Origin of the sequence: Paenibacillus paridis, from assembly GCF_006345825.1 — a bacterium.
GTDB lineage: Bacteria > Bacillota > Bacilli > Paenibacillales > Paenibacillaceae > Pristimantibacillus > Pristimantibacillus paridis.
Map to the genome: position 1 here is coordinate 739,476 of NZ_VCIX01000092.1, position 13,176 is coordinate 752,651.

At 47.8% G+C, this 13,176-nt stretch carries 8 protein-coding genes and 1 riboswitch; of the genes, 6 read left to right on the top strand and 2 right to left on the bottom strand.

Features of this window, described 5'->3' with window-relative positions; translation table 11 throughout:
• Window positions 1-71 precede the first annotated feature (71 nt).
• The 3 genes from metE (at window position 72) to FJQ58_RS25135 (ending at window position 6,466) form a co-directional block, all read left to right on the top strand.
• Complete coding sequence (metE, locus tag FJQ58_RS25125) at window positions 72-2,360, top strand: 5-methyltetrahydropteroyltriglutamate--homocysteine S-methyltransferase (RefSeq protein ID WP_139997527.1); 2,289 nt, start codon at window positions 72-74, stop codon at window positions 2,358-2,360.
• A 251-nt stretch (window positions 2,361-2,611) separates the two neighbouring features.
• Complete coding sequence (locus FJQ58_RS25130) at window positions 2,612-5,647, top strand: hybrid sensor histidine kinase/response regulator (protein ID WP_238404339.1); 3,036 nt, start codon at window positions 2,612-2,614, stop codon at window positions 5,645-5,647.
• 336 nt (window positions 5,648-5,983) lie between these two features.
• Complete coding sequence (locus tag FJQ58_RS25135) at window positions 5,984-6,466, top strand: NUDIX hydrolase (protein WP_139997529.1); 483 nt, start codon at window positions 5,984-5,986, stop codon at window positions 6,464-6,466.
• A gap of 64 nt (window positions 6,467-6,530) precedes the next feature.
• Here the strand turns inward: FJQ58_RS25135 and FJQ58_RS25140 are convergent, their stop codons facing one another.
• Both FJQ58_RS25140 and FJQ58_RS25145 read right to left on the bottom strand, forming a co-directional pair.
• Window positions 6,531-7,631: a GIY-YIG nuclease family protein gene (locus FJQ58_RS25140; protein ID WP_139997530.1), complete on the bottom strand. Its 1,101-nt coding sequence runs from the start codon at window positions 7,629-7,631 to the stop codon at window positions 6,531-6,533.
• Window positions 7,632-7,850: 219 nt separating this feature from the next.
• A complete protein-coding gene (locus tag FJQ58_RS25145; RefSeq protein WP_139997531.1) occupies window positions 7,851-8,261 on the bottom strand; it encodes a VOC family protein in 411 nt (136 codons plus the stop codon).
• Window positions 8,262-8,419: 158 nt separating this feature from the next.
• On the opposite strand from FJQ58_RS25145, the gene FJQ58_RS25150 reads away from it, so the two are divergent.
• The 3 genes from FJQ58_RS25150 to FJQ58_RS25160 all read left to right on the top strand — a co-directional run bounded on the left by FJQ58_RS25150 (window position 8,420) and on the right by FJQ58_RS25160 (window position 13,144).
• Entirely contained in the window at window positions 8,420-9,100 is a 681-nt protein-coding gene (locus FJQ58_RS25150; RefSeq protein ID WP_139997532.1) for a GntR family transcriptional regulator, read from the top strand.
• A 5-nt stretch (window positions 9,101-9,105) separates the two neighbouring features.
• On the top strand, window positions 9,106-10,797 hold the full coding sequence (gene ilvD, locus FJQ58_RS25155; RefSeq protein WP_139997533.1) for a dihydroxy-acid dehydratase: 1,692 nt from the start codon (window positions 9,106-9,108) through the stop codon (window positions 10,795-10,797).
• A 236-nt stretch (window positions 10,798-11,033) separates the two neighbouring features.
• A riboswitch (cyclic di-AMP (ydaO/yuaA leader) is annotated at window positions 11,034-11,192 on the top strand.
• A gap of 134 nt (window positions 11,193-11,326) precedes the next feature.
• A complete protein-coding gene (locus tag FJQ58_RS25160) occupies window positions 11,327-13,144 on the top strand; it encodes an APC family permease (RefSeq protein WP_139997534.1) in 1,818 nt (605 codons plus the stop codon).
• The last annotated feature ends 32 nt before the right edge of the window (window positions 13,145-13,176 follow it).

Below are 13,176 nucleotides of genomic sequence, written 5' to 3' on the forward strand. Positions count from 1 at the left end.
TTATTACAGTTACACTATATCTGTAAAACCATGGTATCTTTCTTGTAACAAGTTGTAGAGGAGCTTACAAGATGACAAAAAGCAGTGTTTTGGGATACCCGCGTATTGGTGCAGATAGAGAATGGAAAAAAGCGCTTGAAGCGTTCTGGTCAGGCAAGCTGGAAGAATCGGATTTTGAGAAGCAGCTGCAGGAAATTCGTCTGAACCACTTGCGCAAGCAGCAAGAAAAAGGAATCGATCTGATTGCCGTAAATGATTTCAGCTATTATGATCAAGTTCTTGATACGGCTACCATGTTCGGCATCGTTCCAAAACGCTTCGCTTATGACGGCGGCGCAGTGCCGTTGTCCCTCTATTACGGCATTGCCCGTGGAACAAAGGAAGCGACTGCAAGCGAAATGACGAAATGGTTCAACACGAACTATCACTATATCGTACCTGAGCTCGATGGCGCAGCTCCTGTACTTACGGAAAATAAACCGCTGCTTGCTTACCGCGAAGCGAAGGAAAAGCTCGGAATTGAAGGCAAGCCCGTTCTCATTGGGCCGCTTACTTTCCTTAAGCTTTCCAAAGGATACAGCAAATCAGAGACGGATGCTTGGATCGCTAAGCTCATTCCGCTTTATGTGCAAGTGCTGCAAGAGCTTGCGGCAGAAGGCGTGGCGTGGGTGCAAATCGATGAGCCGGTTCTGGTGACTAAGCTTGATACGGAAGATTTAGCGCGTTTGAAAACGATCTACGAGGCATTCGCGGCAGCTGTACCGACACTTCATATTTTGCTGCAAACGTATTTTGAATCGGTTGAATATTACAAGGAAGTCGTTGCTCTTCCGGTTAAAGCTATCGGCCTTGATTTCGTGCATGGCTTCACAGGCAACATCGCTTCGATTAAAGAACACGGCTTCCCGGCAGATAAGGTTCTGGGCGCAGGGGTTATTGATGGCCGCGGCATTTGGAAAGCTTCGCTTCGCGATAAGCTGGCATTGCTCGAGGAGCTGTCTGGACTAGTAACGGATGATCAGCTAATCGTACAATCATCATGCAGCTTGCTTCATGTTCCGGTAACAGTGAAAAGCGAGAAGAAGCTGACAGCTGAGCTGCAAAATGCGCTTGCATTCGCTGATGAGAAGCTGGATGAGTTGGTTTTGCTTGCTAAAGCACTCACGCAAGGCGGCGCTTCGATAACAGCGGAGCTTGAGCAATGCGACCGCGAACTTGAGGGTCTTAAGCAATCGGGCGAGCGCAATCGCAATGATATTCAACAAGCCGTTGCTGCGATTAGCACGAAGCAGCCGGAACGCAGCTTGCCTTTCGCTGAGCGTCATACAGCTCAACAAAACAAATGGCAATTGCCGTTATTCCCTACAACAACGATCGGCAGCTTCCCGCAATCGGCAGAAGTGCGCAAGGCTCGCCAGCAATGGCGCAAAGCGGAATGGAGCAACGAGCAGTACGCTGATTTCATTCGCGAGCAAATCGATATTTGGATTAAGCTGCAAGAGGAAATTGGCATCGATGTGTTGGTGCACGGCGAGTTCGAACGTACAGACATGGTTGAATTTTTCGGTGAGAAGCTTGCTGGTTTTGCATTCACGCAGTATGGCTGGGTGCAATCGTATGGCTCGCGCTGCGTGAAGCCGCCAATCATCTATGGCGATGTTGCCTTCGAAGAAGCAATGACGGTCGAGGAAACGCGGTATGCGCAATCGAAAACGGATCGTCCAGTGAAAGGGATGCTGACTGGACCGATTACGATTATGAACTGGTCATTCGTTCGTGATGACATCTCCCGTGAACAAATTGCTTACCAGCTGGCTTATGCCCTTAGACAGGAAGTAGAAGCGCTTGAGCAAGCAGGCATTGGCATGATTCAAGTCGACGAGCCGGCGGTTCGCGAAGGCCTTCCGTTGAAAGAAGCGGATCAAGCCGAATATCTGGCATGGGCAGTCAAAGCTTTCCGTATGACAACTTGCACAGTTGCGGATACAACACAAATTCACACGCATATGTGTTATTGCGAGTTCCATGACATGATTGACTCCATTGAAGCGATGGATGCCGATGTTATCTCCATTGAGACCTCGCGCAGCCATGGTGAGCTCATCCACAGCTTTGAGGAGAACACGTACAAGCTGGGCATTGGCCTTGGCGTGTATGATATTCATAGCCCGCGTGTTCCACGCGTGGAAGAAATGACGAGCATGATCGAGCGTGCCTTGCGCGTTCTTGATCCGAAGCTTTTCTGGATCAACCCGGACTGCGGATTGAAGACGCGCGGCTATGACGAAACGGTGGAGTCACTCCGCAACATGGTCTTAGCAACGGAAATCGCGCGCTCCAAGCACGCATCCCTAGCATAGCTTTACCTTGCAGCCATGGCTAATGCCCGTGCTGTTATAATAGGAGCCTCCTACCGTAGAAACTACTTTTACGGTAAGGAAGGCTCTTTTGCTATGGCTAGATCAGTATGGTTTCGCATTAAAAAAAGGAAAAACGAGAATAATGTCGAATTTTACGCATTATGATGCAAAAACGAACCTATTCCTTGTGGAAACTTGTCACTATTATTTTAATATTCCTCTCCGTTCTCCTTGGGCTGCGCTGGTTTTGGATGAGTTTGCAGGAAACTCCCGAGCATGCTTTGGCAGAACAGGGCGTACTGGATATGCGCGGCTGGGATTTTGAACATTCACGCTCCATTCAGTTGAACGGCGAGTGGGAGTTTTATCCGGAGGCCTTTATTGAACACGAACATACGCAGCAGGATCGGAATGATCCGCACACGTATATCCAGGTTCCAGGCGACTGGAGCGGCGCATTTTCGAATCCATCCGACAGCTCCTATGGCTTCGGGACCTATCGGCTCCGGATTCTGATAGATCCTTCCCCCGAGTATCCATACGCCTTTTGGGTCAAACGGATCGAAGCTTCTTCTCAGCTTGAAATTAATGGTCAGAAGGTTCCCGCATTCGGAAAATTATCGGAGACTGCAGCAGGAAGCGAGTCCAAAGTAATGACCTATACGGAATCCTATAAAGCGGGGGCCGCTGTCACCGAAATCGAGCTGCTAGTGCGGGCAGCTAACTTTGAGAACCCGTATAATGGCGGTATGATTCGATCGATCCGATTCGGATCACAAGCAGTTATCGATAATGAGCGGATGTATTCCATTGGATTCCAAATGGTAACCTTTATTATTTTATTGCTGCATAGCTTGTATGCCATTATCTTGTTTCTTTTTAATCCAAAGCAAAAAGCGTTCCTCATCTTTTTCTTACTGCTAGTGATGGCTGGAATCACGATTGTGTCTGATCATGACAAGCTTCTGTTGATTTGGTTGCCTGTCTCCTATGCATGGGGCCTCAAAATCAGGCTGCTGTCCTATATGTTTCTATCTTTTTTTATACTGGCGCTAGCCAGAAACTTTTCCGAAGATAAATCGGGCACACGAATATTTAGAATCTATGCAGCGCTTCTGGCAGCGTATTCGTTCTGGTTGCTGGGCGCTCCAACGTCAGCGATTTATTGGACATACAAGCACTATTTGTTTTTATCCTTTTACGCGCTGCCTTTGGTCTGGTTTATGTATGTCATTGGCAAAATGATTGTAAGAAATCATCGCGATGCCGTTTTCTTGCTGCTTGCCGCAACGAGCATCTTATCCAGCGTCATATGGGGAGTTTTTACGGCTCGCAACATCATTGATAACATTTATTATCCGATCGATATCATTGCGGCAATGGTCGGTTTTTCTACGTATTGGTTCAAACGGTATTTCCGAAATTCCGATGAAAATATAAAGCTTAACGAGCAATTGAAGAAATCGGACAAAATGAAGGACCAGTTCCTTGCGAACACCTCCCACGAGCTCCGAACGCCGCTGCATGGCATTTTGAGTATTGCGCAGACCATCTTGGCAAACGAGCAGTCAGCCATTCAGGGGAAAAGCTACAAAGATATGGAGCTGCTTGTGACGATTAGCCGGCGGATGTCGTATATGCTGGATGATTTGCTTGATGTGGTAAGGCTGCAGGATAAGCGAACTTTGCTGCGGCAAGAGTCGCTCTCGATTCCATCTATCGTTCCAGCGGTCATGGATATGCTCGCCTATATGACCGAAGGCAAGCCCATACAGCTGCAGATGCAGATCGCGCAATCAACGCCGCCTGTGTGGGCAGATGAGAAAAGATTAGTGCAGATTTTATTTAATTTGCTCCATAATGCGCTTAAGTACACGGATGAAGGTTTTGTGAGGGTTACAGCGGAAACGGGAAAAGATAAGCTCATCATTCGTGTTTCTGATTCGGGAGCCGGCATGGATAAGGAAACGCAGGAACGGGTGTTTTTGCCGTATGAGCAAGGTCTCTATGGGATTAGCGACGGAGGGGGAATTGGCCTCGGGTTAAGCATCTGTAAGCAGCTAGTTGAGTTGCATGGAGGAGAATTGTTCGTTCAATCGGAGCTGGGCAAAGGTTCAAGCTTCAGCTTCGCGCTGCCACTCGCCGATTCTCCAACGCTTTCAGCCGAGCGCCTTGACGTGGAACGCCCAAGCCCAATTGTAGTTGAGCCGTCAACTGTACGTCTCGCCCAATCCAATGGAACGGGTTATTTATCCACACTTGAAGCTGCAGCATCGTCGGCTATGGGCAACACGATAAAGATACTTGCTGTAGATGATGATCCGATTAACTTGAAAGTGCTGGATAGTATTTTAACTGCTGATCAGTATAGCATCCGCACGGTCATGTCCGCTCATGAAGCACTGGATTGGCTTTTACGGGAGCAATGGGATTTGATGATTGTTGACGTAATGATGCCGCATATGTCGGGCTACGAGCTGACAAGAAAAGTAAGAGAGCAGTTTTCGATCTCGGAGCTTCCGGTGCTATTGCTAACGGCTCGCAGCCAGCCCGCGGATATCTATGCCGGCTTCCAGGCAGGAGCCAATGATTACGTGACAAAGCCCGTGGACACATTGGAGCTTAAATACCGCGTTTGGTCATTAACTGCATTGAAACAATCTGTAGATGAGCGACTGCGTATGGAGGCGGCTTATCTTCAGGCGCAAATTCATCCTCATTTCCTATTCAACACGCTTAACTCGATTATGGCGCTGAGCGACCTGGATACGGAGAAGATGCGTAGGCTCGGCGAGGCATTTACCTCTTATTTGAGAATAAGCTTTGATTTTCTAAATTCCGGTGAGCTCGTATCACTCACGCATGAGCTGGAGCTTGTTCAAGCTTACTTATATATTGAGAAAGAGCGCTTTGAAGAGCGCTTAACGATTTTATGGGAGATAGATACGGATCTTGATCTACAGCTGCCGCCGCTTACGATTCAACCGTTAGTTGAAAATGCAGTGAAGCATGGCCTGTTCAGCCAAGCCAAAGGAGTTACTATTCATATCCGTATCCTGCGCCAGGAAAGGGCAACTCTTTTTGAAATCAAAGATGATGGGAACGGAATGGAGCAGGAGGTCGTTCGGCAATTGCTGGATGCCCCTGTGAAAGGAAAACGTGGAATTGGACTCTCCAATACGAATCGACGCCTCATTCAAACGTATGGAAATGGCTTGACGATCCACAGCAGTCCCGGGCAAGGTACGACGGTATCCTATGTCATTCCGAACCGAGACTTGTCATAAAGGATAGATGGAGCCACCCTGCAAACGGGTGGTTTTTTTATCGTTGATCATACTCCCGTTTTCAAACTAATCTATCACAGCGGCTTCAATTGGGCAGCATATGGCTGCTGGGTTTTGGAGATATAGATCTAATTTTTAAATCTAATCCGGCGAAAATACCTAAAATGGATGAAATAGGTCTAAAAAATAGATCTAATCTAGCCGAGTGGCTGCAGTGACGAACACGAAAAACTTTAATTCAACTTATATAGAAACCATTTTCCAATTATTTACGTTTAGGATAGAAGAGCTTATAAATTTCTTTCATTTTCTTAATTCAGATAGGAGGCCGTGAACATGGCAATGCCAACCCATATTGTAGCTGCAGGCGGAATTGTGGAGGATGGACATGGAAATATACTGCTAGTAAAGACCGAGCATGATGGATGGGTATTTCCCGGTGGGCAGGTTGAAGCGGGTGAGGATTTAATGGAGGCCTTGGTCAGGGAGGTTCAAGAGGAAAGCGGGATAGAAGTCGTTGTCTCCTTATTGATTGGCGTATATTCCAATACGGGAGTATACAAATGGCATGATGGCGTAACGGATGTTCCTACAAAGGTGATGCTGGATTTTATATGTCAGCCCATAGGAGGAAGCCTGGCCATATCGGAAGAGACCTCGGAGGTCCGCTGGGTCGATAGGGACGAGGTGCTTGAGTTCATTACATCGGAAGCCATTAGAAACCGCTACGGCGCTTATTTGGATTTTACAGGGAGTGTCCATTACAGGGCCTATGTAACGAAACCCTCATTTGAAATTAGTGTTCAGAGGACGATATAGAATAGGGATTAGATGTGCAATAAAAGCTATGCTGGGAAAAAAATTCTCTAAAATAAGCCATTCATTAGGCCTTTTTTAGCAGCGGCTCCAGCTTCATCCGCTCCATCCGATAATCATAGTTGTTTTTGCAAAGCTTCAGCAATTCATATTTCAGCCCTCGTTTGGGCTGCGTTATGATAAGCTGTTTTTTGCCTCTGCGGTTTAAGGTGGAGCGGACTTTGTTAAGGTCGGCTATTTCGTTGACGATGATTTCATTAGGCTTCTCTCCGGCATAACGCTGCATAAGAAATCGGTCGCAGGAAGCAGTGTCTGCCGTCCCCTCCAGCGCAAGCAATTGAAAGTCGCGCAGCATGCCCTCCTGCACTTTGGCAAGCATGACATGGGTCTCCCCGAAATACAACACATCTTGATCAATGACGGCCTCTCTATCTACGATTTGCTTGTCCGCCGTACGCTCAAGAACCCGAATATTGAACAGCAGATGCTGGGCTTTCTCGAACTCCATTTTCTCCGCGTAAAGCTCCATCTGTGCATACAGCCTTTCAATCAGCCCTTGTCCGCCGTTTTCGAGCAATTTCGCAGCTTGGCGCGTATTCTCTAGATACTCCTGCTCTGAAATTTTCCCTTCGCATACGCCGCTGCATTTGCCGATATGATACTGCAGGCAAACCTGCTTGGGCAAGGTTTTGCAGGTGCGGAGGCTGTAATGCTCCGTTACGAAGGAGAGCAGCGCATCCCGGAAAGCCGCGCTTTTGAACGGACCAAGCCTCTGCATCGTTTCAGGCAAACGAATCTGTTTCTTCTGTCGACGATCCCGATAGTAGACATCGAGGCGTGGGAGGCGGTCACTGGTAAGCTGCAAGTACGCATAACCGCTGTTGTCCCTTTTTAACGCCCGGTTAAACGGAGGTTTATGGATTTTGATAAGATTATTTTCAAGCATTAGGCTCTCAGCTTCATTATTGACAAGGACGATTTCAATGGAGGCGATCTCGCTCACGAGCTGTCTCAATCTTTTGTTTGCCTGGTTTTTATTGAAATAGGAGCGAAGGCGGCTGCGCAAGCTTTTGGACTTGCCAACGTAGAGAATGCGTCCTCCTGAGTCTTTCATAAGGTAGCAGCCGGGACTTTCGGGATAATCCGCAGCAATGAATAAGAATGACATCTCACATCTTCCTCCTAGTCCTAAAGTTTTGAGCAAACAAGAAAATATCTATCGTCTTTATTCGACAAGGGAGCAGAGCATCCCTTGCGGCTTTTATAATCAAAGTTGTCATTTTTGTGGAGAATCGGGCGAGGTTTAAATGCATACAAAAGAGGCCAGACCACAGAAGTGGACGACCTCTTTCTCGACAAGCAATAACGCTAGTAGGGCACTTGGCAATTATACAGGATTGCCATTAGCTGCAGTCGTAATCATCCAAAGGATACCAAATTTGTCTTCCACAATGCCAAACAATGAGCCCCAAAAAGCAGGTGCTAACGGTTGGCTTATTTTACCGCCTTGAGAGAGATTGTCGAAGGCTTTGTGAGCCTCTTCTTCTCTTTCGAACTCCAGGTTTAGATGAATGTTATTTCCCCGAACCACAGGAGCGAACACGGAATCGGACATTAAGAAGGTGACCCCACCTGCAATAAAGCTTAAGTGAAGAACCTTGTCCTTAAGCTCTTCTGAACCATCGGGAAGCTGTCCGTGCGTCATGATGGAGAGGATTTCACCGCCCAGTGCCTGCGTATAAAATTCTGCTTGTGTCCGTGCGTCCTCCGATGTGATATACGTAAAGTGTTTTGCCATTTTACAGCATCCTCTCATTTAGAAGTGGGAAAAGCTAGTTCCATACTAGCACATTTCTTCAGGAAACGTTTCTTCCCGATTGCGCTGTTCGTCCGCAGGAAAAAAACATTGATATATGTATATATATGCGATATATTTCTTACCAAAGGAGGTTTCGCATGCCCATACCAAGTCATTACTCCACTCCTGTAAAAATAACAGCCAAGGAACGAGCTTATTCACAGATTCAAAGATGGATCATTGACGGAACGCTTCAGCAGGGCGAGAAGCTTGGGGACGCCGAGCTTGCGGAAGCGCTAGGCGTCAGCCGAACGCCGGTCAGGGAAGCACTTCAATTGCTAGAGGTCCAAGGGTTAGTCGAGGTGCATCCTGGGAATTATACAAAGGTAATGAGCATGGAAAAATCCGACATATTGAAAATGTATCCTACGCTAGCGGCATTGCACGCGTTGGCCGCTGAGACGGCTGCGACGGTTGTGCTTGCAGAACAGCTCGAAGAGCTGCAAGCGATAAATACGCAGTTTGCAGAGGCCATTGCATGCGGACAACCCTATCAGGCGATGGAGCTGGATGAGCAATTCCATAACGGCATCATTGAAATATCAGAAAATCATTACGTTTCGACCTTCAGCTCATCCCTGCACATTCACATTCGAAGGTTCAAATATTTATTTCTGAAGCAGCCCGTTCATGCAACGCTTTCATCGGTTCAAGAACATACGGCAATCATCGAGGCGATGAGGCAAGGAGACAAACAGGGAGCTGCAGCCATGATGAAGCAAAATTTGCTGCGGCCGATGAACGAGCTATATGGATTAATAACACAAAATGAGGAGTGATTCTAATGACGACGAAGAAGGATTTACGCATACGCAGCAAGGTGATCAGCGAAGGGGTAAATCGCGTGCCGAACCGGGCGATGCTCAGAGCGGTAGGGTTTCAGGATGAGGATTTCAAGAAGCCAATGATCGGAGTAGCCAGCACGTGGAGCGAGGTTACGCCCTGTAATGTACATATTGACAAGCTAGCGCTTCAGGCTAAGGATGGGGTACGGGCAAACGGCGGCGCTCCCTTGATCTTTAATACGATCACGGTATCAGACGGCATATCCATGGGACATGAAGGAATGCTTTATTCTTTGCCAAGCAGGGAAATCATCGCCGATTCCATTGAAATTGTCGTAAACGCGGAGCGCTTTGACGGCTTGGTGGCCATCGGCGGCTGCGATAAGAACACACCTGCCTGTATGATGGCGATCGGCAGAATGAATCTGCCTGCGGTTTATGTGTATGGCGGAACGATACAGCCAGGCAAGCATGATGGTAAAGATGTCGATATCGTAACGGCATTCGAAGCGGTAGGTAAATATCAGGAAGGTAAAATGTCCGCCGAAGAGCTTCACGAGATTGAGTGCAGCGTCTGTCCTGGAGCGGGAGCATGCGGCGGGATGTATACGGCCAATACGATGGCTTCTGCCGTTGAGGCGCTAGGCATGAGCTTGCCGGGCTCTTCTTCGACGCCGGCCATTTCGTCTTACAAAGCAGTGGAGTGCGCAGAAGCCGGGAAAACGGTAATCCAGCTGCTTGAGAACGATATACGGCCGCGCGATATTATGACAAAGAGAGCGTTTGAGAACGCGATTACGCTGGTGATGGCGCTGGGTGGCTCAACGAATGCCCTGCTTCATCTGATGGCGATGGCACACTCGGTTGAGGTGGATTTGACCCTGGACGATTTTGAACGCATTCGCTTGAACGTTCCCCATCTTGCCGATTTGAAACCGAGCGGCCAATATGTCATGCAAGATTTAAATGACAATGGCGGCGTACCGGGCGTGATGAAGCTGCTGCTCGAAAAAGGTCTTCTGCACGGCGATTGCCTGACGGTTACAGGGAAAACACTGGCTGAGAATTTGCAAGAAGCCCAGCCGTTGACGGAAAATCAACAAGTCATACGTCCCTTCGAGCAGCCGCTAAAGCCTACAGGGCCATTGGTGGTACTAAGAGGAAATCTCGCGCCCGATGGCGCAGTCGCTAAAATGTCAGGCCTCAAGAAGCTAACCTTTACCGGACCTGCCCGCGTCTATAATGGGGAAGAAGAAGCAACGACCGCAATCATGAATGATGAGATTGTCAAAGGGGATGTGCTGGTTATCCGGTATGCGGGACCCAAAGGCGGTCCAGGCATGCCTGAAATGCTTTCCGTTACAGCCATGATCGTTGGGAAAGGATTAGGCGGGGAGGTCGCTCTGCTGACGGATGGCCGTTTCTCAGGCGGTTCCCACGGCTTTGTGGTCGGGCATGTATCACCGGAAGCGCAGGTAGGAGGACCGATTGCGTTTTTACAGGAAGGCGACTTGATTACAATCGATAGTGAAACGCAGGAAATTCATTTTGCCGTAACGCCTGAGGAGCTTCAAGCGAGAAGAGCTGCGTGGGTGAAGCCGGCTCCAAAGTTTAAGTCCGGTGTACTTGCGAAATACGCGAAGCTCGTCTCTTCGGCTTCCAAAGGAGCCGTTACGGACTTGGATATCTAAAACGTAAAAATAATTAATGCGAAGCAGATCCACGTGCTGCTTCGCTTTTTTGCGTAGAACGAAGCTAGAACGAGTATCAGAGGGTTACGGAAAGATTGAGGACAATGTAAGCGTTTAATTGAAACAGCGCGATATTAATTCAATCCGAAATGAGCCTTTCTGTTTCTTTACTTCCCTTATTGGAAGGAGTATGATTCAGAACGTAATCCATCAAGATTTGTTTTTTTATTCGTTTTCAACCTTCATCGCTGAATTCTGAAGAAGAAACGGGGAAACCATAGGGATAGATTTAACGGTCATATCCCAGGGGTGAATCGCCTGGCAATTGCCAGGGGTAGGGCGACTTTTGCGCCCGAATCCGTCAGCTAACCTCGTAAGCGTCCAAAAGAGGAACTTATCGCGTGAATACCAGCCTTTTTTTGGTAAAGCCGTGGGAGAGTCCTTACTTTCCTGCGGCTTTTTTTGTGCATTTCTTTAATAAATGCTTTGCAATTCATTTATCTTATAAGCAAACAAAGGGGAAGTAGTCATGGTCAGCAGATTTAAACGGTTTATTATCGGACGCCCTATGAAAAGCACGGAAATTGAAGGAGAGAAGCTGTCCAAACTTAAAGCGCTGGCGGTGCTATCCTCCGATGCCTTATCCTCTGTCGCCTATGGTACGGAGCAAATATTAATTGTGCTGATGGTCGCCGGGTTTACTGCTGTCTGGTACTCCATACCTATCTCATTAGCTGTCCTTGGCCTGCTTCTCATTCTTATTCTGTCCTATCGCCAGACGATTTTTTCCTATCCAACCGGCGGCGGTGCCTATATCGTTGCCAAAGATAATTTGGGAATATCAACGGGCCTTCTAGCCGGAGGCTCTTTGCTAGTGGATTATATTTTGACGGTGGCCGTAAGTACATCCGCAGGTACGGATGCGATCACGTCAGCCTTTCCGTCCCTGCATGATCAGCGCGTTTTGATCTCGATCGTTATGATATTCGTGCTTACCATTATTAATTTGCGGGGCATCACCGAATCGGCTTCTGTGCTGGCGATGCCTGTTTATCTGTTTGTTATCGCTATATTTATTCTAATTATTTCAGGTGTGATTAAATATTTTTCAGGTGGCATTCATGCCGCGGCTCCCGAGATGGGCGCAGCGGTTTCCAATATTAGCTTGTTCCTGCTGCTGAAGGCGTTCAGCTCAGGCTGCTCCGCGCTTACGGGCGTCGAAGCGATGTCCAATGCGATTCCGAATTTTAAGCAGCCGGCAGAGCGCAACGCGGCAACTACGCTTATCATGATGGGAACGATTCTTGGCGCCATGTTTATCGGCATCAGCTTGCTTGCTTATTGGTATGGTATTATCCCAAGCGAGAAGGAAACGGTTGTGTCGCAGATCGCCAATGCCACTTTTGGCAGAGGAACCGTTTATTATATCATTCAGGGCGTGACCGCCTTGATCTTGTTTCTCGCGGCGAATACTGCCTATGCCGCATTTCCGCTACTGGCCTATATGTTAGCCAAAGACAAGTATATGCCGAATATGTTCATGGCAAGGGGAGACCGGCTGGGCTTCTCCAACGGGATTATTATTTTAGGGGTATTGTCGGCCCTGCTTGTCATCGCCTTTCACGGTAATACAGAAAATTTAATCCCATTGTACGCGGTAGGTGTTTTCATTCCGTTCACCCTATCTCAGCTTGGAATGATGCTGCGCTGGCTGAAGCTAAAGCCGAAGGGCTGGGGAATGCGCTTCACGATCAATACAATCGGCATGCTAACGACGTTAGCGATTACCCTCATCTTTATTTTTACGAAGTTTAGCCATGTGTGGGTCGTATTTATTTTCTTGCCGGCTGTTATTTTTCTGTTTTATGGCATCCACCGCCATTACCGGAATATGGCCGATGAGCTTCGGATTAATATGGCGAGCGATAAGCCTGCGATAAAGGGAAGTACGATCGTCGTTCCTGTAGCCGGGATTACGAGAGTCGTTAATCATTCCTTAGGGTATGCGAAATCGTTGACGGATAATGTCGTTGCCGTATATGTGGGCTTTGATGACGAGGATATCGAGAAGATGGAGAGAAAATGGGCTGAATGGAATCCAGGCGTCCGGCTTATCGTTCTAAGGTCTAGCTATCGGAGCATTATCAGGCCCCTTATGAGGTTTATCGATACGATTGAGTGGAAAACCGCTGAAACGGATCACATTACGATCCTTATCCCGCAGTTTATTACGAAGCACTGGTGGCATTACTTCTTGCATAACCAAACAAGCTTAATGCTACGGGCTTATTTGTTTAACCAGAAAGATGTTGTTATTGCCACTGTGCCTTACCATCTTCAGAAATAACAGACAAATACAACGACAAATAGAGGATGCCC

Bases quoted from the DNA above. Each gene is read 5' to 3' on its own strand.
- FJQ58_RS25135 (WP_139997529.1), top strand. From the start codon at position 5,984: ATGGCAATGCCAACCCATATTGTAGCTGCAGGCGGAATTGTGGAGGAT.
- FJQ58_RS25140 (WP_139997530.1), bottom strand. From the start codon at position 7,631: ATGTCATTCTTATTCATTGCTGCGGATTATCCCGAAAGTCCCGGCTGC.
- FJQ58_RS25145 (WP_139997531.1), bottom strand. From the start codon at position 8,261: ATGGCAAAACACTTTACGTATATCACATCGGAGGACGCACGGACACAA.
- FJQ58_RS25160 (WP_139997534.1), top strand. From the start codon at position 11,327: ATGGTCAGCAGATTTAAACGGTTTATTATCGGACGCCCTATGAAAAGC.
- metE (WP_139997527.1), top strand. From the start codon at position 72: ATGACAAAAAGCAGTGTTTTGGGATACCCGCGTATTGGTGCAGATAGA.
- FJQ58_RS25130 (WP_238404339.1), top strand. From the start codon at position 2,612: ATGAGTTTGCAGGAAACTCCCGAGCATGCTTTGGCAGAACAGGGCGTA.
- ilvD (WP_139997533.1), top strand. From the start codon at position 9,106: ATGACGACGAAGAAGGATTTACGCATACGCAGCAAGGTGATCAGCGAA.
- FJQ58_RS25150 (WP_139997532.1), top strand. From the start codon at position 8,420: ATGCCCATACCAAGTCATTACTCCACTCCTGTAAAAATAACAGCCAAG.